Source organism: Mesorhizobium sp. WSM4821 (genome assembly GCF_055901555.1).
Map to the genome: position 1 here is coordinate 236,987 of NZ_CM148371.1, position 22,320 is coordinate 259,306.

Sequence of the window (22,320 nt, forward strand, 5' to 3'; positions counted from 1 at the left end):
CGCGTCAGTCCCCAAAGCCAATTCGGCAACGAACCGCCTGTGCGAAAAGCCGGCCGTGTGTTCTAGCGGGTGAGGTCATAGGAATAGTCCGTCACGCCCATCTGGCTCGTCTCGCGATCGAGCTTGTCGAAGATCTTGTCGAGGATCGTCGTCAGCACGCGTAACCCGCCCTGGTAGCCCATGAGCGCAAAGCGATGGTGGTGGTGCCGGTCGAAGATCGGAAACGTCAGCCTGATCAGCGGCGTGCCGGTGTCGCGCTCCAGATACTTGCCATAGGAATTGCCGATCAGCAGGTCCACTGGCTCGGTGAAGAGCAGCGACCGCATAGCCCAAAGGTCTTTGCCCGCCCAGACCTGAGCGTCCTTGCCGAAGGGCGAGGATGCAAGCAGTTCCTTCAACTCGGCTTCCCACGCCGAGGTGCCGTTGGTGGCGAGGCAATGTGTCGGCTCGCCGCCCGTTTCCATGACGAAGCGGGCCATGGCGTACACGAAGTCCGGGTCGCCGTAGATCGCGTATTTCTTGCCGTGCAGCCAGGACTGGCTGTCCGCCATGGCATCAATCAGTCGGCCGCGCTCCAGCCGGATTGCTTCGGGGATTTCCTTCCCGGAAAGCGCCGAGATCTTCATCAGGAATTCGTCAGTCGCCTGGACGCCGAGCGGATAATGGAACGAAGCCGTGGCCTGCCCGACTTGCCCGCAGTAGTCGAGGGTTTTTCGGGTGTTGTAGTACTGCAGTGAAACCGTCGCCTCGGCGTCGAGTGCCCCCTTCACCTCTTCGATCTTCGTACCGCCGTCATACATGCGGTATTCCCCGTCCGATGGCGTGTCGAACTGGTCAGACGCGTCCTGGATTAAGGTGTAGGACACACCCATCACATCGAGCAGGCGTTTGAGTTCCCGGTTGTTGCCAACGCAGAAGCCGTCGAAGCCCGGAATGACGTTGATGGTTCCCTTGGCTTCCGTGCGCTCCTGGCCTTTCCAGAAGTGCTCCAGAATGCCCTTCAGCATGCCATCATAGCCGTCGACATGGCTACCGACGAAGGCGGGCGTGTGGGCAAAGGGCACGTCAAAGTCGCGCGGGACCGAATTTTCGTCTTTGGCGTTCTCGATGAAACTGTGCAAGTCGTCGCCGATGACTTCCGCCATGCAGGTCGTCGAAACTGCGATCATCTTCGGGTCGTAAAGCTGGTAGGTGTTGGCGAGCCCGTCGACCAGGTTCTTCAGGCCGCCGAATACTGCCGCGTCCTCGGTCATCGAGGAGGAAACCGCCGAAGCAGGCTCCTTGAAATGGCGCGACAGGTGCGAGCGGTAATAGGCTACGCAGCCCTGGCTGCCATGGACGAAGGACATGGTCCGCTCGAAGCCCGCAGCCGCGAACACCGCGCCGAGCGGCTGGCAGGCCTTGGCGGGATTTATCACAAGCGCTTCTCGGGCGAGGTTCTTTTCGCGGTATTCCCAGGTCTTGGTGAATTCGCCTTGATCGGTGACGATCTGATCCGGGTGCGGACATTCGAAATTCAGCTTCTTCTCGGCGAGCATTTGCCTGTATTCCGGCTCGCGGAACAGGGGAGCGTGGTCGAGAATCTTTTCGGCCGACTGCGGCATTGGTATTCCTCTGTTTAATCTGGCCGCGCCATTGGGCAGCTCAGTACGTCAAGACGTTTCCGGTTTCCCGGGGCTCACAAGCCCGCCGGGTTCGTGGTCTCTCTGGGGAGACTAGGCCAGGACAGCGCGTCTATTCGGCAGCTATCGCCCGCCCAGTGGGCGGGCGTTCTTTCCAAGGGGCGTGGTAGAGGTCCCAGACCGGATTGTTGATGGCAAGATCCACGTCACGTGCGAAAATGGCAAAGCCGTCATACCCGTGATAAGGCCCCGAATAGTCCCAGGAGTGCATCTGACGGAACGGGATGCCCATCTTCTGCACCGGGTATTTTTCCTTGATGCCAGAGCCGACGAGGTTGGGGCGAACTCCCTCGATGAACTTCTCCAACTCGTAACCGGTGACGTCGTCATAGATCAGCGTGCCGTTCTTTACGTAGTGGCCCGTGCGCTGATAGTCATCGTTGTGGGCGAACTCGTAGCCGGTGCCGACGATGACCATGCCGAGGTCCTCGTACGCTGTGATGACGTGGCGGGGGCGCAGGCCGCCGACGTATAGCATGACGGTATTGCCTTCGAGGCGCGGCCGGTACTTGGAGATGACGGCGTCAACAAGCGGTCTGTACTTGGCGATGACCTTCTCGGTTTTCTCCTCGATTTCCGGCCCGAAATGCCTGGCTATGTTGCGCAGGGAGGTTTCGATCTGGGACGGTCCGAAGAAATTGTACTCCAGCCAGGCGACGCCATACTTTTCCTCCATATGCCGGCAGATGTAGTTCATCGAGCGGTAGCAGTGGATGAGATTGAGCTTGGCCTTTGGAGCGCGTTCAATCTCGGCCAGTGTTGCGTCGCCCGACCAGTTGCCGACCACGCGCAATCCTATCTCCTCAAGCAAGATGCGCGAGGCCCAGGCGTCGCCGCCAATATTGTAGTCGCCGATCACGTTGACGTCGTAAGCTCCGGCCTCGAACTCGACGTCCTTTTTGTCGAAGACCCAGTCGCGGATCGCGTCATTGGCGATGTGGTGGCCGAGTGATTGCGAGACGCCCCGGAAGCCCTCGCAGCGCACCGGCACGATGGTCTTTTCGTACTCCTTGGCCTTCTTGCGAGAAACTGCCTCGGTGTCATCACCAATGAGACCGATCGGACATTCGGATTGCACGGTGATGCCGTTGTTCAGCGGAAACAGCACCTCGATCTCGTCGATGATCTGTTCCAGTTTCTTGTCACCGCCGAAGACAATGTCTTTCTCCTGGAAATCGGAGGTGAACTGCATTGTCCCGAACGTGTCGATGCCCGTTGTGCCCACATAGTAATTGCGGCGCTGTGACCAGGAATATTGGCCGCAACCGACGGGGCCGTGCGAGATATGGACCATATCCTTGACTGGGCCCCAGACCACGCCCTTTGAGCCGGCATAGGCGCAGCCGCGTATTGTCATCACCCCGGGGATGGACTTGATGTTCGATTTGACGTCGCATTCGGAAAGGATCTCACTTTCCCCGCCAGCCTCATCCCCGCTCTTTGCGACGCTGAGGTGTTTTTTGCGGCGCTTCGCCGCCTTGTCGGGATATTGCGATAGCACCTCCTCGATAAGCTTCGCATGGAGAGCACCATCATTCTCGTATTCCAGGCTCATGGGACCCCTTTCAAGGTGTCTGATGACGCCTCACCGATGAAGCGCCGTTCTTTGCAAGGCGCCCCAACTCGAGAGGCGACCAATATCGGTCGTTACTGGGCGGCCGCCTTGGCCGCTTCCTTGGCCTGAAGCTCGGCAAGCATCTGCTCGTCGGTTTTCATGATGCCGAAGTCGAGCAGCATGTCCTCGAGCTCCTCCATGGTGATCGGCGTCGGGATGGTGCCCTGGCCAGAATTGGCATGGATCTTCTCGGCCAGAGCGCGGTACTCCCCGGCCTGCTTGGAATCCGGCGCATACTGGATAACTGACATCTTCCTGAGCTCGGCGTGCTGAACGATGTTGTCGCGCGGCACGAAATGGATGAGCTTGGAATTGAGCCTGGAAGCCAGGGCTTCAGCGAGGTCGAGCTCACGGTCGGTTTGACGTTCGTTGCAGATCAGGCCTCCGAGCCGCACGCCGCCCGAATGGGCATATTTCAGGATGCCCTTGGCGATGTTGTTGGCGGCATAGAGCGCCATCATCTCCCCGGACATAACGATGTAGATTTCCTGCGCCTTCCCCTCGCGGATTGGCATCGCGAAACCGCCGCAAACCACGTCGCCGAGCACGTCGTAGGAGACATAGTCGACGTCGTCGTAGGCGCCGTTCTCTTCGAGGAAGTTGATTGATGTGATGACGCCTCGGCCGGCGCAGCCAACACCCGGCTCCGGGCCGCCGGATTCCACGCATTTGATGCCTCTATAGCCAATCTTGAGCACGTCCTGCAGCTCGAGATCTTCCACCGAACCTTCCTGTGCCGCCAGATGCAGGACAGTATCCTGAGCCTTCGAGTTCAGGATCAGGCGGGTGGAGTCGGCTTTGGGATCGCAGCCGACGATGAGGATTCTCTGCCCGAGGTCGACCAGGGCGGCGAGCGTGTTTTGGGAGGTGGTGGACTTGCCGATGCCGCCCTTTCCGTAAAAGGCGATCTGACGCAGACCTGACATTATAGATTTCCTTCCTTCGTTCCATCCGTCGCGGCTGGCCGCAATATGAATGCCGATGGGCAGCTTTTGCCGCCTCACACCGAAAAAGGTCTCAAGACTCGTGCCAAGTAGACTGGCTTATAACCAACAGGGAGTTTTTCGTTTATATCCCGCGAGTTAGCCTGAGCTCCCACAAGTGTTTGCTGCCAGACAAGTGATTGTCGGAACAAGCCCTGTAGCGGACCCGACAAAGCCCGACAAAAGGCGTCAGCTTCGAGACCGCTAGGGAGGAAGCTGGGCCTTCGAGCTAGAGCCGCCTTTGGCTGCATACAGGCGCGGCAAAGCGACCGGCTGCGTGCCCCGCTGCGGGACATCAGCCGTCCGTGCTGGTAGCTGGTTGCGCATGGCTGGTTCGAGACTGGCCCGCGAAGTCGGCATGGAACATGACTGATGCGACGCCTGCCGACGATCACATCCTCGTATGGCTGGGACAAACCGGCACTGATATTGCACGCGGCGCTGTCAAAACATGTCGGGCAGCGATGAACATTCCCTTCGTGCGTCGCCGCCGGCAACGGCGGGTCGCTGCAGCGAACCCATGTTGCAGTTGCACCCAAGCTGGCGAGCTTATTCATGACCGGATCCGCGACAGGCTTCATGGAGACTTTTCTGCACGGCCCAGAAAAGCCGGATCAACGGTCTCGTCCCGCATGGGGCGCGGTCATATCGCTTTCCCTGGGCACCTTCGGGTTGGTGGCGGCAGAGCTTTTGCCTGCCAGCGTGCTGACGCCGCTCGCGCATGATCTGCATATCACAGAGGGTGCGGCTGGACAGACGATGACAGCGACGGCGATTGCCGCGGCGATCTCTGCGCCAACGGTCGCCTTCATAACAAAGCGCCTCGACCGCAGGATCGTCCTGTGGGTGATGATGCTGCTTCAGATCCTGTCCAACCTCCTGGCGGGGGTCGCGTGGTCGCTGCCGGTTTTCCTGGCGGCACGCGTCGTGCTCGGCATTGCGCTTGGAGGCTTCTGGTCGATTTCGGCATCGCTGGCGATGCGGCTCGTTCCAAATCACCTCCTGCCGCGCGCCATGTCAATAATCTTCACTGGCGTTTCGGTCGCCATCGTTTGCACGCCACCGATCGGCGCCTATGTCGGCGACATCTGGGGATGGCGAGCCACCTTCGCGATCGCCGCAGCCGTCAATGCCGTTACACTGCTGGTGCAACTCGTAACCATTCCGACGTTGCCGCCGGTTGAAATGGCTGGGTTCCGCGGTCTGCTGAATGTAATCAAGAAGCCAACCATCAAGGTCGCGTTTTTGGTCGTATTGCTGGTCGCTTCTGGGCACTTCGCTAGCTTCACCTATGTCCGGGCTTACCTCGAGAAGATTCCCGCGCTCCATATCGAGACGATCTCGCTGCTGTTGCTCGTTTCTGGCGTATGCGGCTTCTTCGGCAATTTAGCCGGCGCATTCCTGGCGAAACACAGCCTCAAGGCAGTCGCGGCGCTGCCGCCCCTGCTCATGGCGATAGCCGCTGTCTCGTTGCTGATGCCTGGAGCATCGGCCTCCGCCTCGGCAATTGCGGTTGCTGTATGGAGCTTTGGCTTCGGTGCGGTGCCGGTGGGGGTACAGACTTGGATGGTGCTGCGCGCCGTTCCCGAGCAGGCTGAAAGCGCCGGTGTGCTGATGACGTCAACCTTCCAAATTGCCATCGCCGCCGGTGCGATTTTCGGCGGATTGCTAGTGAACAATGCCGGCGTCGCCACTGTGTTTGCCTACAGCGCAGTAGCCACGTTCCTCGCCGCTCTCACAGCGTTCCTATTCGGCCCGAAAGGCGCAACCTACACCTCCTGACGGGGGAGACCTTCAGCTCAGCCCTCGATGCAATCGCACCAGCCGTGCGGCGCGATCCTGCCCACGACTATCTTGTCGGTTCAGGGCTTCGTCTCACCTATCGGATAGGCCGCGTGGAGTTCGCTGCTACTGCCTCCGCTTGGGGCCCGACCAGTGCCGGGCGCCTCGCCTCGCCGGCTTCACCGTTCGCGGCTACAGGAAGTGCATCAGCGTTCGCACGGACTGAGTTGGTTACGCAGCCGGGGCGAGCGCGGGTCGCGCTTGGATGGCTGAGCAGGTGCCGTTCTTGAGGCGTCGACTCGCTCTGGTCTCGATGCAAAATCCCGGCATGAAAAAAGCCGGGCCGGCCCGTAGTTCGATCGTTGCGCCCGCCACCTTTATCGCGCGCAACAGTCGCTGAGAGGCGGTTCCCGACAGCACGCCTGCACGATCCGAAACTCAAGTCGAACCCGCGATGAGCTGCGCGAGTGCCGAAGGTCCAGAAACTCGAGCAGGCTGTGACAGAAAAGCGCGCGCAGAATGCGCGTTGCCCCGCCGGATCCAAGTTGCGGAGCGTCAATTCGCTCTCAGCTCGCGCGACTATCTCTCTTCGAGAGCGACTAACCAGTTTCATATCGAAAGACTTCCGCGAAAAGAAGGCAAGCGAATGCCATACGGCACATCGGTGGCCCAGCAGGCTCTACCAAGCCAACGACACGGCACGGTCAACCGACAGCGACGGCTTTGGCAAGCACTTGCGCGCATGGCGCCGCCTGATCTCAATGCGAGTTCGTCTTCAGCGGCGGAACGGGCGTATTCGCCAGGTTGCGAGCCTCCTATCGTGGAGATCGACAGGGCTTCGCTCAATCCGAAATTAAGGACTTTCGCGATGCATCAAACACACCGCGCACAATGCACCAGGATACTCGGACTTCGTATCCTCAAAGCGGCGCGCGGGCCAATGGTTCCAAGGCGGCGGTAGCCACCACCATGGTACCGAGCAGGCGCGATATTTTAGTTGTCAGCTATGTCGGCCCATCGGTCAGTCGCTTTCTTTGGCGAGCGTCACTGTCGATCCGAAAGTCGGGCCGACGTGATGCTCAGCGGACGTCGCGTCGCTCGATCTGCGATCCAACCCATCAGCGCTTCCATCGGTCCTCGCTGGAAGAAGCGCAGCCAAAGCACCGCGAAAGCGCTTACAACCACGATCAGGCCAAAGAGCGCGGACAGCGAGTGAGGTTCTCCAAGCATATATATTCCCTGAATATGCAGAAGATAGGCCGTCAAAGGCATCGAGCCGACCGCGATTATTGGCGAGACCAGCTTTCGCACGAACGGGAGCGCATCCATAGCAAGCGAGCAAGCCGCCACGATGATCATTGCGCAACCGGCGCTGCCAAAAATCCAAAACGTCGTCTCGCTATGAGGCGAGGCAATCCATAGCCAACTCGCTGTGAGATCGTCCAAGTCCAGCCACCACCAGAAGTGGGGAGTCGGGTCAAATTCCTGCAAATCGGCCAACTCGGCGCTTACACCAGGCATTAAATGCAGCGCGAGCGAGGATCCCCCAAAGCCCAACACGGCCAGCGCGACGCCGGCTACACCAAGGCGCAAATGCATTGCGCGCGTGCGAAGGTCAAAGCGCGCAATGGCCATGCCTGCGATCAGCAAAGGAACCCAGGTCAAGGCGGGATAGCTGCCGCTGACCAGGAGGGTGAACAGCTCGGGGTCCGAGCTCCCGGAGCCAAACGTTTTGAGAAGGAGGAAACGCACCTGCGGGAGAACCAATGCTGCCACCGCCGCTATCAACCCAAGCCGCTGTGCGCTTAGCCGATATAGCGGCAGGACCAACAGGAAGCAGACTCCGTAGTATGCCAGAATGACGGAGACCGGCGCCTTGACATAGGTCAGGATTTCGCCAAGCGCGAGCAGAATAAGGGCGCGAATTGCAACCTTGGCAATGGCATGTCTACCGGCCAGCGCCGAGTTCGGCGGGTTGCGGCCGGTAATCAGGATGAGCGAAAAACCCGTTAATACGGCAAACAGGACGGACGAGCGCCCAAAGGGGAAGGCCATCATATGACCGACCAGTCCTTCGCCCCTGCCGGGACCCACATGGACGGCATACATGCCGAAGACAGCCAAGCCGCGAGCAAGGTCGATGCCGACCAACCGAGCTGCAGCCCACCCATCTCGTGACCCGCTCTCGGAGATGCGGTGCGGCAGTGCCATGGTGGATTCCTTCGTTGGTTGTATTCATCGCGGGACCCGCGATAGGAGGGCCCGTCGGCTGCTGCCGTGGTCTCGCCCCGAGGGAGCAAAGCTCGTGCCAATCTGGCGGATCGAGCTACAGCCTGCGGCAAACACAGACTTGGGTCGCCGAGCCTGTTGGCGCGGACCTGACAAATCCGACACACAAGGTGTCGCGCAGCCGACGTTTTGCACGGATGAGCGGTCCGAGAGATCACTGAACACGGACTATCCGACCAGCACGCTGCGGGGGCCTCAGTGATCGCGGCCAGCTTCAGCCGTTTTATGAACGGCTGGCCCTAGCCACCGTCCTTCAAGATTCGCCGAACTGCAGCGGATCGGGTTTCGGCGCCTCCTGGACCTGAAGAGCCGGGGAAGCGCTCGCGCCTCGGTGCGACCGAGGCAAGCACACCTGGCCGCAATTGAGGCCATCGGCTCACCGGGCCGGTCCCACCTGAGACGGTATGGGCTACGCCGAGATGGAAGCGTGGTGCTCAAGGGGAATCGCCAAGGTGACTTGGCGGGGGACGCCTGAAAGGGCCGCACCTATATCGACGTCCTGATATTGCAAGATGTCAGCGCAACGGCTTCACCGTCGCAATTACCATGGCCGACAGCTTCATGAACTCGCCCCACGGGAGGCGTCGACGAGCTTGGGAGATAGCGCGTAATCTGCTCTTCAATGACCGTTTGAAAGTCAGGAGGCGTACGTGCAGCACACTTCGGCGCGAGCCAGCGAGACCCGCCAATCATCGGCAAATGCCGAGCCACAGGCGCAGCCGAGGCTCTCGCTCGAGGTCCCACCGACAAGATCCTCGCAATTTGCGTGCCCGGTTGGCGCTCCGTTTGCGTTCCGCCCCTTCCCGCTAACCGGCGGCGGCTTGGCGACCTTTCGGTCGGCCTTGCGACAATTCTAGTCCGGTTTCCGACACAGAAGGTTTGAGGGCCGCGCACGGCGACACCGTTGGGACGCCGAGAATGTCATCATCGTTGCCGAGCCGAATTCGATCTTCATCGACTCTGACCCGATTGCCGAACAGTGGCCGCCATGGATTGCTGCCACAGGCGTGTGTCCGCGTCAGTCATGCGTCTGCGCACACAAAAGCACCCTGGGGCGCACTTTGCCCTCGCTGCGGTGCCCTCGGCATGGGCTTGCGCTGTGTTGTGCGTCGTTTGCAGGCCGGCGCGTAAATATCCGGGCTACACACGTGACGGCTATGGCACGCATCCGGCTTGGCGAAAGACGTCGTCCCGAGAGCGAAGCGTTGGTGCAGAGCAGATTCAATTGCAATGGCATGCCTCTTGCTCCTCATGCTCAGAGTCCATCGAACACGATGAAAACGGATACCGAACCATGGCTGGCACGCGAAGCTCAAACCGATCGGCAAGGGCGGCATTGGTTGTCCTCGCTGAAGACTGCGCATCGCCCGGTTTGGAAATCCAAGCATCTGGAGCCGGGCCGTTTCCCATACGCCCGACGGGGGAAAGAGTGGGAAGCCGCGTAGGCATCTCTCGCGCCCCGGCAGCACCCCAGCGCGGCAATCCGCCAGCCTCAGTCACACCCAGTGCGCCAGTTTCTTCAAAAGGAGCAAGTTGATGACCGGTCAGAAGAAGGTCCCCTTCGTCACGTTTCTCACGCGTGTTCGCGATGATTCAGTCCAGGGGCCAAATCCATATCGTTGGGAAGAAAAAACGTCCGACGACTACTTTGCCGGCAAGCGTGTCATCCTGTTCTCGCTGCCTGGCGCTTTCACCCCGACATGCTCGACCTACCAACTGCCCAATTTCGAAGATCTCTACGAGGATTTCAAGAAACAAGGAGTCGACGCGGTCTACTGCCTCTCGGTCAACGATGCCTTTGTCATGAATGCATGGGGAAAGTCCTTGGGGCTACAGAAGGTCGAGCTGATCCCGGACGGGTCTGGCGAGTTCACGCGCAAAATGGGCATGCTGGTTGCCAAGGACAATCTGGGCTTCGGAATGCGCTCCTGGCGCTACGCGGCTCTGCTCAACAATGGCGTGGTGGAGCAGTGGTTCGAGGAGGAAGGTTTCTCCGATAACTGCGAGACCGACCCCTATGGCGTCTCATCCCCGCAGAACGTCCTTCAATCGTTGAAGGACGCGGCGTGACCTGGTGCAGATCGACCATGCGCAACTGCGTTTTGGGCGACGCTATGGGACGCAAAGGGCGAGGCTCTGAAGCCCGCGGCCCCTGAGGTCGTTCAAATGTGACGCGGCTTTGCAGCGTCGACCTGTGAGAGATCCAATTAGCCACGGCCAAGAGCTTCTTTGACAGAAATACCGAACCGACCATGAAATCGTCCTTCAGCCTCCTTCAGAAACAGTCTCTTGCAGCATCGCCTCAACTCATCGAGTCGATTCGTCTGCTGCAACTGACGCATGCCGAACTGCATCAGTTCGTGGACCAGGAGCTCGAGAAAAATCCGCTGCTGGAGCATGCGCCAAAAGATGAAGGGCTGTCCGGCGAGGTTGAAGGACCGATCTGGGCAGGGTCCCCGGACCTGCCTAGGCAAGGGAAGTCCCAGCCGAACGCGACCAACACCGCGCCGGGCGAACGTCCGGCCTACGAGGAGTTTGTCGCCCTAGCCGAAACGTTGCACGACCATGTCGCTCGTCAGATCTCCCTCACCGCCTTCACACCGCACGAGCGGGTGATAGCTCATCAGCTTGCCGGTCACCTGGATGATACCGGCTATCTCCGGGTAAGTCCTTCGGATCTGGCTGAGACCCTAAACGTCGGGCTGGCTCAAGTGGAACGGGTGCTGGGCGTCTTGCAGCGCCTCGATCCTCCGGGAATCTTCGCACGATCGCTCAGCGAATGTCTCGAGATACAGTTGCGCGAGAAAAACCGCTTCGACCCGGCGATGGCGGTTATGGTTGCCAACCTAGATCTGCTTGCGCGACGCGATTTTCAGACATTGAAGCAGCGCTGCGGCGTCGATGAAGAAGATCTTCTCGACATGCTGCAGGAAATCCGCGCGCTTGATCCCAAGCCTGGAAACACATTCCAGTCTGGAACGCCGGAGTGCGTCATACCGGACGTATGGGTCCTGCGCTCGCCCGGAGGTGGATGGCAGATCGAACTTGATCCGAACACGCTGCCCAAGGTGCTGATCAACCAAAGCTATGTAGCGGAGGTTTCCTGCCGAGCCGCCAAGAAATCGAAGGACATGACATTCCTCAATGAATGCTTGCAAAACGCGAACTGGTTGATCCGCAGCCTCGATCAGCGCGCCAAGACGATCCTCAAGGTCGCCACGGAAATCGTGCGCCAGCAAGATGCCTTTCTGGAATATGGGGTCGCCCACCTGCGGCCGCTCAATCTCAGGACGGTCGCTGAGGCGATCAACATGCACGAGTCGACAGTCAGCCGGGTGACGTCGAACAAGTACATGGTTACCCCACGCGGTGTGTTCGAGCTCAAATATTTCTTCACTGTCGCGATCGCCTCCTGCGAAGGAGGTGACGCGCACTCGGCTGAAGCTGTCCGCCATCGGATCAGAGCGATGGTCGCCGAAGAATCGCTTGATAACATGCTCTCTGACGACGACATCGCTGACCGGCTCAAGGAATGCGGCATAGATCTCGCTCGCCGCACGGTCGCCAAATATCGCGAGGCGATGAACATCCCCTCCTCCATACAGCGGCGTCGGGAAAAGCGCTTGTGGCGCGACGGCGATCAAGGCCTCAAGGCCTCGTGACCAAGATTGGCCCCTAAATCGAATGTGATGCGTTCTTCGCGTTCGTCCTCCTCCGGGCCGAAGCAACTGTCGAAATCGCTGCATTCCCGGCAATTGGTCGCAGTACATAGCGAAAACCCTTCAGCCTCACAGAGTTTGCGGTAAAAGTACTTCTTCCATTTCATGTTTCGGGTGTTGCCGGCCGCGAGCATCGGAAAATGCGTGGCAAGCAGGCGGTTGATCTCGGCCCGATTGAGAAGACCAAGATCCTGCCACAGATGGTCATCGCGCATGGCACGCCGGGCGACGATCTTGGCGAAGCGCGCGCTCGCCGGGTCGCTCGGCCGGGCATGCGCCAGCAGCAGGCCGCGCAGAAGTTCTTCCTCCATGCTCGGCTCAGGATCGCTGACGTCTTCCAAGGCTAATGCTGCCAGTGCGGTTGCGGGCAAACCCCGGGGCAGGACCTGGCGCAGCTCGGCGAAGGAAAGGCCTGTCGACTCCGTCGCAGTCGCTTCGCCAGCCTCGACCTCCTTGAGCGCACACGAGAGAACGCAGGCAAGAACATGCTCGTCGAACCCCCTCTTCGGCTCGATGGTGGGGCATTGGCCGGCGCCGACACATGCGTCTTTCTGGGCGGACATGGTCCCGTTCTCCTGGTTTGTTTTCGCGATGCCGCGGCCCTGCCGAGAGCACATGGTCCGACTACGGGCATGCGCCGGCGCGGGCCGCGGGTCGACCGCATGACCGGGCCTCGAGCTGGCCCTTCGAAGTCACCGCGCTAGATCATGACCCATAGCGTTGTTGATGGGGGATAATCCGGTCTCCCCCAGTTCGGTCTGGCAGCATTGTCCCTGGTCGTTCTCTCAGCTGGGCCGTAACGCGATTGGATCGGTTCAGGATCGATGGGCTCTGCCAAGCTCCAGCAAATCGATACCACCGGCGTCTTCGGTGCGCTCACGGTTTCAGACCAGAGCGTTGCCGCTCTCACGCCGGGGTTCCTGCCGGCCCATCTTTGCCTTGCAGGTGTCGCGGTGGCGTTGGAAGTTTCACAGTCCGTAGTCAGACTGATGCGGTTCCGAGGTTGTGATGGCATTGTCATGGGAAAGCAATGCGACGCTTCCCGAGCGCATAGACCGGATCGTCCGGATACGGTGCTCCAATCGGCTGTCGCGTGCCGAAGCGTTCTGCCTCCAGGACCAAGGATGGGATCTGCTCCTCCAGCCAGTCATAGACAACGGTCCGTTCGGCAATCCGCCACTCCCCTTCCCGCTTTTGAAACAGATCGCAGTAGCGCCCGCATAGAAAGATCTGACGCACTTCTCCGTCTTTGTCGGGTCCGCGTTGCAGCGCGGTGAAATAGCTCTCGACCGTGGCCTCCGCCGCGTTGATGAATTCGATCAGGATGTTCGTGATCTGATGGATGTTGCGCGGTCCGGTCTTGAAGACATCGAGCGCATACCGAATGAAGCCCTCGGCCGAGCCGCGATACGCCCCGTGGCTGTCATGCGCGTCGGGCCAGTACGCGCTGCGCAGCACCGCCTCATCGGCGCGGTCTGTCCCGCGGCAATACCGATAGATGCAGTCGCGGATCGCCTCGCGGTCGAGCAGTTCGACAATTTTTGCTTGGCTCGTCTGGTCTGTCGCAAATTCGGCGGTTCTGACGTATTCCGGGACCTCTGTCTTCGGTTTGAGGGTGGCCTCCGAAACGATTCGCGCAGCGGGTGGATCGTCGATTTCCAGCGCAAGTTCGGGGCAGGATCGCACCCCATCCGACGCAAGCACTTGCTCCCCGTCCGCAACCTCGATGTTACCGGGGAGGATGTAACCCGCCTCATCCAACTTGAAGACTGCCGGCGCTCGCGCCGCGCATTGCGCATGACCCTGACATCTGGCTTGGTGAACGATGATGCGCAAGGCGACCTCCAACGTCTGTGCCCCGGCTTCAGGCCGGGCTAGGTTTAGCCCCACTCCAGGATCAGATTTTCAATCCCGAACAGTTGGCCGCCATGGGTGATAGGTGCTGTTCCCTCCTTGATCCGAAAGGGCGGCAGGCGCGCCAGCCACTCCTCCAGGCCAATGACAATTTCCCGCCGGGCGAGATGTGAGCCAAGGCAACGGTGGGGACCATAGCCAAAGGAGGCGTGGCGGATGCCTTCTCGAGTCAGATCGACCGTGTTGGGAGATTCGAATTCCGCCGGGTCACGATTTGCAATCATGGTGGCACAGGAAACAAAATCCCCCTTGCGGATCGGCGCGCCTTCGAAGTCGATATCTTTCCGTGCGACGCGAATCAAATGGACGGTCGGAAAGGCGCGCAGCAGTTCTTCGGCTGCGCGCACGATCCGGTCCGGTTCTTTTCGGAGCAATTCCTGATCTTCCAGGTTTCGCGCTAGATAGGCCAAGTCAAAGCCTATGGCTGTAGCGACCGTGTCGAGCCCCGCCACCAAAACGAGCACGCCAATGCCACGGACCTCCTGGTCTGTCAGCCCGCGGCCCTCGACCTGCGCCTGCACAATGAAGCTCATGAAATCGTCGACGGGCTTTTTGCGGCGCATCGCCGCCAGCTCGTCTATGAACGCCACAATCGTCCGAGCCGCCGCCGGCCGTCTCACATCATCGCCGTGGAGCAGATCTCTCGCCCAGGCAACAAACGTCTCAAGACGGTGCTCCGGCAGTCCGATGAAGCGAAGGAAGATGCTGACCGCGAAAGGAAAGGCGAAATCCTTCATGACATCGCAGCTTGTTCCCGACGAGGCGATCCTCGTGATAAGCGCTATCGCTCGCTCGCGGATGGCGGGCTCCAGTTCCGTTACACGCTTCGGCGAAAAGAGCGGATTGAGCAATGAGCGAAAGACTGCATGGGAAGGGGGATCGAGTTCGAGCGGGATCGTGGGCCAGTCTTCGCCCAGCGCGGATGCGAAGACGTTGCGATGACTGGAAAAGTTTTCGGTCTCCTGCAGCACCCGGCGCTGATCTGCGGCGCGAGTGATGACCCAAGCACCCTGCCCCGTACGCGTGTTCCAGGGGGAATAAAAGATTCGCGGTCCGGCATGCACGCAAGCGACTGCTGCGTGCGGGTCGCCGTTGGGCGCCGGAGACATGCCTGGTGACGAAAAGAGGCTGAAGTCGCCCACCATTTCCGGCGGGACATGATCTGGAACCGGGTTGGTCGCCATTTGGTTCTCCTGCATTCAGGCGTTTACGCGCTCGGCTGAGATCGCAAGGCTGTTCGTCAAGGCTGGGCTCCGCGACGCACCGCCGACACGCCTCCGATGATAAAATCAAGCAAGTTGCGTGCCGAGCGAGCGCACCACTGGCGCCCGCTCATTCTGCGTTGCGGCGGTCCGTATGAGGCTACCATTTGGCAGGCCTCAGACATTCTTGTCCGTTCCAAACACGACAGGATGGCGCACGAAGATCGAACGGGGAGCCTAGTGGATCGAGGCCAAGTATCGATCGAGGTCAACTTCCACCCCAGAGCAGCTCCGCGGCAGAAAAGCCGCTCGCCGCGCGCCCTCCACAAGCGCCGTAGCGAGCGAGCGGCTTTGCGTCGTCATCGACACTTGCTCGATACGTCGGATTGCTGAGACCAATCCGAGGGAGGCTCGAGGACCGACGACATCGTGAACCTGCGCGCACATGGAAGAAGCCTCCCTATCCCGATCACTGGCGCGAGACGATTGCTTCGCCGTCGAGCGGCTGGCGAGCCGGATATCAGGGCCGCGATCGGCCGTGCCGCGAAGACAACCCATTTTGTAGCCTGTGCAGTAGCAGTGTGGCACGAACTGCGATGTGCGAGCTTTTGCCAGGCACCGAATTGCAGGGACTGGTTGGCCGGAAGCAGCCGTTCGAACAACGAAGGCGCACGTGCAAGAGGCGATGTCGGCGGCCAGGCTCCGCGAACTAGCCCAGAGGGTCGCTGACTCTGCCGGCGACTTGTCAGGGCCGTGGACGTAGGAGGGCGCGGCGATACGGCCCTTACGACCGGGAGATATCGCCTTGCTTGCTCCCAATGGCTCGGAACTCTGGCGCTACGAGCAGGCGTTGGAGGACTAGCGGATTCCCGTGGCATCGCAGGCAGGCCAGGTCCTAATGCGCCGTCAGGAGACACAGGATCTCCTAGCGCTGCTCCACGCTTTGGCCGATCCGGCCGACACCTGGCGTTCGGAGCGTTCCTGCGCGGCCCGATGATCCGCCTCACCGATGAGCGACTTCTGCCGTCACCGCAGCCCTGCCTGTCGCTAAAGACGACTGTCAGCAAGCCTTCACGCTCAGGACGGACCTATCGTCAGTGGTTCAGATGCGGCAGTCGTCTAACCAGTTCGTTCATCCTCAGAAGAATAACACGCTGCATTGGGTGCTGGGTGGCCTTACCCCGCCTCAGCTGAAGCGGCGCAGGCAGAGGAGGCTGAGAGCGCGGCGCGGGAGGGCCAGATCGCCAGATCGCCAGATCGACGGTCTGAAGGCCATTTCAGATGAACTTCATATCGAAACTGTGTCGGCGGTGAGCAAAGCGCCGCCCTGACTACGAAAACGTCATCGCCATCCTGCAGCCAGGGGATATGTTGGTGATGTGGGATCTGGACCGGGCTTACCGCTCGGCGAAGAACGCGAGTAACGCGCTAGACCTATTGCGCGATCGGGCGTTCATTTTCACATCGCCATCCGCATCTCGACACACCCACACCTCACGGGACGCTGTCTACATCATCATGAGCGGGCTCGCCCAGTTCGACGTGACACGCTATCGAAGCGAACGCGCGAGGGGATTGCGGCTGCCAGAGCACGGGGAAAACGAATCGGCCGTCCCCCGCTGATGTCGGAGGCCGACCTGGTGCGGCACGCGAGAGACTGGCGAGACCGGGTTCAGCCTCGCGAGGGCGATCGGCGTTCCGCGCTGGACGCTCGTGCGATCCTTGCAGCGATGCGGGGTGATTGTGAGTGACCGGCCTGGTATTGATTAGGTACGCAGTTTGAGCGCGCGAAGTAGGGCGTCAACCTGACCAAATGCGTCCTGCTGCCATTGGTCTGCGGTTCGATCGCCGAGCAGAGCGGTCTCTTCCACGAATTGGCGCACGCTGGTCGGACCGAAGCTATCTGCGTTCTCGAATTTCCCAGCTACGTAGCCGAAGCCTGTCGCCCCTTCCTTTTCCTCCAAGAGAGAAGCGCAGTCTTTGGCCAAGGCGTCGATGCCTCCGGGGTAATTTCGAACGCAGTAGTATATGTCATAGGCATCTTTGCGCTTGAGTCGGTTCTGAATCGCAAAACCTTTCATCGCCAGCAGGGCCGGAATCGATGCAACAGCAATATTGACCTGGTTTGTGCCGCCCGCCGGCATGTCGCCATCGATTGCGACGTACTCATAGAATCGAAGAGCAAGCTCTGCGCCGTCGGCGCGCTGCACAGCGAATTTTTCGATGATCGGCGGCCTGTTTTTCACAATCTTGACGTCGATCGGTCGCAGGAAATCTACCACCACGTTGATGGCTTCGCCGCCATCCTTGGCAGGTACGCTGCGAACGAGTTGAAAGGCACGAAGGTCCTCGCTTTGCTTGTAACCGTTCTCGATGAGGGACTCGACCAGTTTGGCGTACTCGCCGTCGCCCAGCGCCTCGGCATCAGCCCCAGATCGACGTCGAGCGTACCCACGTGGGGCATCTCCTCGTTCTCGAGCAAAAGCCACGGTACCGCGCCACCGATGACGGCGAACTTGCCTTTGAAGCTTCCCAGAATCTGGCCAATTTCGAGCAACACGGATTTGACCGCCTGGGTAGTGCGGTTATCATATTGTGCGGCTGACTGGGCCTCTGGAGCGGCTATTCGTGCCATCTGAGTTTTTCTTTTCGTAGATGTTCGGCAGCCTCCCTGCCACGCTCTCCCGCGACCCAGAGGTCGAGATACGTTTGTACGGGGCTGGTGGTGTAAATGCCAGGCAAAGGTTCGATCGCATCGACTAGAAGGCCGGGATCCTTGAGAACCGTCACAAAGACGTTCTCACCGCGCGCGGCAGAGGTGAGATTCAATCTAGTCTGAAGGTGGTTTGCGCCAGCCGGGCTGGCATAGAAAAAATGGGAGCTGATACGGACATATGGCGCCATCCACTGCGCAGCCGAGAATGACGCGAGCGCGATCTGGCCCTGCGGTGAATCGAATTCGAGCCTGCTTTGGACTGCTTCATCGAAGGCTTTTCCATGCAGTGTCGTATAAAATCCCAGGCGCCGTCCCCCCGGTGGTTCATAAGCGTCTCGCCAGGCATCGAGCAAAGCATCCGGATCGGCCAAGGACACACCGTCCTCGCTGATGTGTGCCCATTCCCGCGCGATCAGCGCAGCCCGTACATTGCTTACATGGCCAAGACTGACCTGAGCGCTTTCCGCAAGGTCCGCTACGCGCCAAAAACGCCGGGGATCTCGTAACATTGTTCGTAGCACCTGGGCCGACTTGGGCTTGAAGATCGATTTGACTTCACGCCGTTCCGTAGCGGGCTTTGTTGGCACGATGCGTTCGACAAAGATCCCGTCAAAAGCCAGGCGGCAATTTCCCTCGAAATCCAGAAAATTAATGCCGGCTTCGGTGCAGATGTCCCGCGTCTGCGGCGTTAGGAATGGGGCGATAAAAATCAGAACGGCTTGCTTTTCGTTAAGCCGCGCGGCTGAACGCTGTAGCTGGAAAATAGCGTCGCGAGCCTGACGGGGCTGCCCTATTGATTTGACCTCAGCCAGCAATGTGCGTCTCAGGCCGAACGCCTGAATGTGTGCAATAATATCGATCCCAAGATCTCGGCCGGAAGGCGAAGCTTGATGCCGGTCGACCTTGATCGGGGGAACAGACCCGAGCAACTTCGTCAAGGCCCGCTCGGCCTGCTCAGCGAATTTTAACAAGCTTCCCCTCAGGTACCTGCGCACATAGGAGCGATGATCTCTATCGCGAACGCGTCAGGCGTCATGCCCGGCCCTAGTTGGCCTCCGCGGACAGAGCGATGGTCACAAGGTCCAAAGTAACGGCCCGCACACCGCGCGAGAACGGAAATCAATATGCATCGGCGTTGCCTCAAGCAGCGGTTGAACGGGGAATGCGCGGCAGGTTTTCGGCCAGTGACCGCCAGTCGTCGCGCTCGGATTCGCCTTCCTCCCGCATCCCGAAGAACTGGATGATCATCTTGCCGTCGGCACCATAAGCTTCAAGTGATGTGAGGTGGCCGTCCCTGGTCGGCTTGCGAACAGCCCAAACCTCACGGATGTGGTGGGTTCTGAGATGCAGGCGGAAGGTCTTGTCGAGCACATTGATCCAAGGCCCGATCTGCTTGACTGTCTTGATTGGGCCGGAATGGATCTGGATGCAGCCACGATTGCCGACGAAGCACATGATGGGCATCTCGTCTTCGGCCGCACGTTGGAACATGGAGCCAAGCGCAGCATGGTCGAGCAGCCAGGCGTAGTCCTCGCCGACCATTCGCACCGCCTGGCGGCGGCTGAGGTTGAGCGCCTTCAGCATGCCGAAGAACTGGTGCACGTCGGTCAGCTGACTCCAGTGCTCGCGTAGGTCACCGACCGCAGCGGCTTGGTTCGGAATCTTTGCGTCGTTTTCGGCCGACCTCGTCTCAACCGAGATGATCGGCTCCTGGTTGGAGGATTGGAGCTCGTCTATCAGTTTTCGATAGGCATGGAGGTTTGAGGAGGATCTCAGATGCACCTTGTGCACTGCCTCGCCTGTCGCGTCGAAGAACAGCAGCCCGCGGCGGATCTCCTCGGCTTCGCGTGTCTCCACGGCAAAGCCATGCGTCCACACCTTCGGGAAGATGCGCAAATCAATGTCATTGCCGAGCACCATGGCGCGATGGTTGCCGGTGAACACCTTGTCGTAGATGCCTATCTTCTCATGCACGGCACTGTCATTGCGAGTCAGCGCCATCACCTCGCCGACGGCCTCGAGACCGGTAAGCACATCATTGACGCGCGGCTCGATACGCAGCGCGCCAAAACCGCAATGTGCTGCGTAGAGCTCCGCTTCCGAAATGCCCAGTTTGCCGGCGAGATCGCGGCCGCGGATGCTGGGACAGTCTTCGCGTGCTCGCCGGATTGTCTCCGGCGAAGGTTTCTCGTGCTGGTGCATGTCTTATACCCCTGCTTTGCGCACATTGTCGGTTGGGAGCCTTAGCCCGCGCCAAGAGGAGCCTCAAAAGGCGTACCAATTCCTGGAAGCATCCCGGAAACCCGGCTTGAATGCAGTTCGAGGAGGAACTCGGGCCCATCCAAGTGTGGCGGAACCGACAAATCCGACAATACGCGTCGATGCTCGACGCTTACGCGGCAATTCCGAAGGCGGAATCGTGGGGCATGTTGGGGATGTCTCGCTGTTCGAAAACGGCTTTTTCCATTGGCACGGTCCATGCACGGTAATCCGCAATTCGTCCGCATCGAGGAGAAGCGAGCCATGATCACGCTCACCGACAAGGCCGTTGCCGCCGTCAAGACCGCTCTGTCCGCCGCTAGTGAGCCCGCAGACGGCTTTCGCATAATGGTTGAGGCCGGCGGCTGCTCCGGCTTCAAATATTCAATCGGCCTGGAGAGCGTCCCGCGCGAGGGCGACGCCATTGTCGAGACAGATGGGATCAAAGTGTTTGTGGACGCCGACTCGCAACTGCATGTCGCCGGCATGGCCGTCGACTTCGTCACGGGTCTCGAATCCTCCGGCTTTGTTTTCGATAATCCTAACGCGCGAGAAAAGTGCTCCTGCGGCAAGTCATTCGGCTGATCGTCGAAGAAACAGAGGGCGCCTTTGGTGAGCTTGGCGGTGACCCTGGTCCCGGGCCTGCGTCAACCTGTGGAGGACTTGCGCTGGATCGTCGCACTCTCAATGGCGCAGGCTCGATGAGACCAGCTCGCGCTTAACGTCATTCCGCTCGATTGGAGACCACCATGACAGTTGTCTATCTCGACAACAACGCAACGACCCGGTTCGATCCCGCGGTCGTTGAAGCGATGTTGCCGTTCCTTACCGACCAATTCGGCAACCCTTCGTCGGCGCACCGTCTTGGCGCCTCTGCCGGCGCTGCGTTGGCAATGGCGCGGCGTCAGTTGCAGGCGCTGATCGGCGCGGCCTTCGACGATGAGATCACCTTCACCTCGGGTGGAACGGAAAGTGACAATGCGGCCATTCTTTCGGCGCTCGAGGTGATGCCGGACCGAACAGAGATCGTGACGTCCGCTGTCGAACATCCGGCTGTGCTGACCCTGTGCGCTCATCTTGAGGAGACGCGCCGCGCTAAGGTGCACAGGATCCCGGTGGACCGCCATGGCCGGCTGAATGTCGACGCTTACCGGGCCGCTCTTACCCCAAACGTGGCGGTCGTCTCAATCATGTGGGCCAACAATGAGACTGGTACAATCTTCCCCATCGCCAAGCTCGCCGAATTGGCCAAGGAAGTCGGCGCCCTTTTCCACACTGATGCCGTGCAGGCAGTCGGCAAGCTCCCGATCGACCTGAAATCAACCGCGATCGACATGCTGTCGCTCTCCGGCCATAAATTTCATGGACCAAAAGGGGTCGGCGCACTTTTCGTCAAGCGCGGCGTGCCGTTCCAGTCCCTGATCAAGGGGGGTCACCAAGAGAGCGACCGGCGCGCGGGCACCGAAAACACGCCCGGCATAGTCGGGCTCGGCATGGCCGCCGAACTTGCCTTGAAATTCATGGATGACGAGATCACCCGGATAAGATGGCTCCGCGACCGGCTCGAGAACGGGCTTCTGCAGCGTGTCCCAAACAGCTTCGTCAATGGCGATCCCCTGGAGCGTTTGCCGAACACCGCAAACATCGCCTTCGAGCATATTGAGGGCGGCCATGGAATCCTGCATCTCCTAGACCGCGAGGGTGTCGTCTGTTCCTCGGGGTCCGCCTGCACATCGGGCCGTTCGGAGCCAAGCCATGTGCTGAGGGCAATGAAAATGCCACATGGGGCGGTCCGATTCTCTTTCGCGCGTGACAACGGACAAGAAGACGTGAACCGGGTGCTCGAGGTCTTGCCTTCGATCGTGGAGACGCTGCGCCACGCCCACAGTTCCGGGTCGAATGGACGCAGCGCCGAGGATCTCCAATGCGTTCCAAATTATTTGTGAGCAGCCAGGTCTTCTCAAGGATGCCACCCTGCGCGAGGGCGAGCAGGCAACTGGCATTGCCTCGACGGTGGCGCAAAAACCTGCGACCGCCTGCTTGCGGCAGGCGTGCCTGAGATCGAGATCGGCACGCGGTGATGGGAACCGACGAAATCGACGCAATTGGCGCCGTGGTCGCACGGAGTGTCCCGGTGCGGCTCACGGCATGGTGCCAGA

General features: G+C 60.0%; 16 protein-coding genes and 2 pseudogenes. 7 read left to right on the top strand and 11 right to left on the bottom strand.

What is annotated here, in order from left to right:
• Positions 1–62: 62 nt before the first annotated feature.
• The 3 genes from nifK to nifH form a co-directional block, all read right to left on the bottom strand.
• Positions 63–1,604 carry a nitrogenase molybdenum-iron protein subunit beta gene (nifK, locus tag AC0NID_RS01100; RefSeq protein ID WP_473457763.1) on the bottom strand — a complete coding sequence of 514 codons (1,542 nt, stop codon included), beginning with the start codon at positions 1,602–1,604 and terminating at the stop codon, positions 63–65.
• 130 nt (positions 1,605–1,734) lie between these two features.
• Positions 1,735–3,237, bottom strand: coding sequence for a nitrogenase molybdenum-iron protein alpha chain (nifD, locus tag AC0NID_RS01105; RefSeq protein WP_473457762.1), 1,503 nt, complete (start codon positions 3,235–3,237; stop codon positions 1,735–1,737).
• Positions 3,238–3,329: 92 nt separating this feature from the next.
• Positions 3,330–4,223 carry a nitrogenase iron protein gene (gene nifH, locus AC0NID_RS01110; protein WP_065010720.1) on the bottom strand — a complete coding sequence of 298 codons (894 nt, stop codon included), beginning with the start codon at positions 4,221–4,223 and terminating at the stop codon, positions 3,330–3,332.
• Positions 4,224–4,835: 612 nt separating this feature from the next.
• On the opposite strand from nifH, the gene AC0NID_RS01115 reads away from it, so the two are divergent.
• Entirely contained in the window at positions 4,836–6,062 is a 1,227-nt protein-coding gene (locus AC0NID_RS01115; protein WP_473457761.1) for an MFS transporter, read from the top strand.
• 1,044 nt (positions 6,063–7,106) lie between these two features.
• On the opposite strand, the gene AC0NID_RS01120 is transcribed toward AC0NID_RS01115, so the two are convergent.
• Positions 7,107–8,273 (bottom strand): DUF418 domain-containing protein, encoded by a 1,167-nt coding sequence (locus tag AC0NID_RS01120; RefSeq protein ID WP_473457760.1) that lies wholly within the window; start codon positions 8,271–8,273, stop codon positions 7,107–7,109.
• Positions 8,274–9,887: 1,614 nt separating this feature from the next.
• Between AC0NID_RS01120 and AC0NID_RS01125 the strand changes: the two genes are divergently transcribed.
• The gene (locus tag AC0NID_RS01125; protein ID WP_473457759.1) at positions 9,888–10,421 is read left to right on the top strand and encodes a redoxin family protein; all 534 of its coding nucleotides are present in this window, start codon (positions 9,888–9,890) and stop codon (positions 10,419–10,421) included.
• Positions 10,422–10,603: 182 nt separating this feature from the next.
• Entirely contained in the window at positions 10,604–12,013 is a 1,410-nt protein-coding gene (rpoN, locus tag AC0NID_RS01130; RefSeq protein ID WP_473457758.1) for an RNA polymerase factor sigma-54, read from the top strand.
• On the opposite strand, the gene AC0NID_RS01135 is transcribed toward rpoN, so the two are convergent.
• The 4 genes and pseudogenes from AC0NID_RS01135 to AC0NID_RS01150 form a co-directional block, all read right to left on the bottom strand.
• On the bottom strand, positions 11,992–12,633 hold the full coding sequence (locus AC0NID_RS01135) for a nitrogen fixation protein NifQ (RefSeq protein ID WP_473457757.1): 642 nt from the start codon (positions 12,631–12,633) through the stop codon (positions 11,992–11,994). The two genes, rpoN and AC0NID_RS01135, sit on opposite strands and share 22 nt — an antisense overlap.
• Positions 12,634–13,087: 454 nt before the next feature.
• Positions 13,088–13,609 (bottom strand): nuclear transport factor 2 family protein, encoded by a 522-nt coding sequence (locus AC0NID_RS01140; protein ID WP_473457820.1) that lies wholly within the window; start codon positions 13,607–13,609, stop codon positions 13,088–13,090.
• Positions 13,610–13,783: 174 nt separating this feature from the next.
• Positions 13,784–13,960: pseudogene (locus tag AC0NID_RS01145) on the bottom strand (ferredoxin); the annotation flags it as partial.
• Positions 13,951–15,168, bottom strand: coding sequence for a cytochrome P450 (locus AC0NID_RS01150; RefSeq protein WP_473457756.1), 1,218 nt, complete (start codon positions 15,166–15,168; stop codon positions 13,951–13,953). The gene AC0NID_RS01150 and the pseudogene AC0NID_RS01145, both read right to left, overlap by 10 nt.
• 790 nt (positions 15,169–15,958) lie before the next feature.
• On the opposite strand from AC0NID_RS01150, the pseudogene AC0NID_RS01155 reads away from it, so the two are divergent.
• Positions 15,959–16,209: pseudogene (locus AC0NID_RS01155) on the top strand (hypothetical protein); the annotation flags it as partial.
• Positions 16,210–16,563: 354 nt separating this feature from the next.
• Complete coding sequence (locus tag AC0NID_RS01160; protein ID WP_474033407.1) at positions 16,564–16,809, top strand: hypothetical protein; 246 nt, start codon at positions 16,564–16,566, stop codon at positions 16,807–16,809.
• Between the two features lie 143 nt (positions 16,810–16,952).
• On the opposite strand, the gene AC0NID_RS01165 is transcribed toward AC0NID_RS01160, so the two are convergent.
• From AC0NID_RS01165 to AC0NID_RS01175, 3 genes are all read right to left on the bottom strand, one after another.
• Positions 16,953–17,675, bottom strand: a complete 723-nt coding sequence (locus tag AC0NID_RS01165; protein ID WP_473457754.1) for a nucleotidyl transferase AbiEii/AbiGii toxin family protein — start codon at positions 17,673–17,675, stop codon at positions 16,953–16,955.
• A 133-nt stretch (positions 17,676–17,808) separates the two neighbouring features.
• Complete coding sequence (locus AC0NID_RS01170) at positions 17,809–18,840, bottom strand: type IV toxin-antitoxin system AbiEi family antitoxin (protein WP_473457753.1); 1,032 nt, start codon at positions 18,838–18,840, stop codon at positions 17,809–17,811.
• 202 nt (positions 18,841–19,042) lie between these two features.
• A complete protein-coding gene (locus tag AC0NID_RS01175; RefSeq protein WP_473457751.1) occupies positions 19,043–20,104 on the bottom strand; it encodes a hemin-degrading factor in 1,062 nt (353 codons plus the stop codon).
• A 321-nt stretch (positions 20,105–20,425) separates the two neighbouring features.
• Here AC0NID_RS01175 and AC0NID_RS01180 point away from each other — a divergent pair, with 321 nt between their 5' ends.
• Both AC0NID_RS01180 and nifS read left to right on the top strand, forming a co-directional pair.
• A complete protein-coding gene (locus tag AC0NID_RS01180) occupies positions 20,426–20,746 on the top strand; it encodes a HesB/IscA family protein (RefSeq protein WP_473457749.1) in 321 nt (106 codons plus the stop codon).
• A 164-nt stretch (positions 20,747–20,910) separates the two neighbouring features.
• Complete coding sequence (gene nifS / locus AC0NID_RS01185; protein WP_473457747.1) at positions 20,911–22,107, top strand: cysteine desulfurase NifS; 1,197 nt, start codon at positions 20,911–20,913, stop codon at positions 22,105–22,107.
• Positions 22,108–22,320 lie beyond the last annotated feature (213 nt).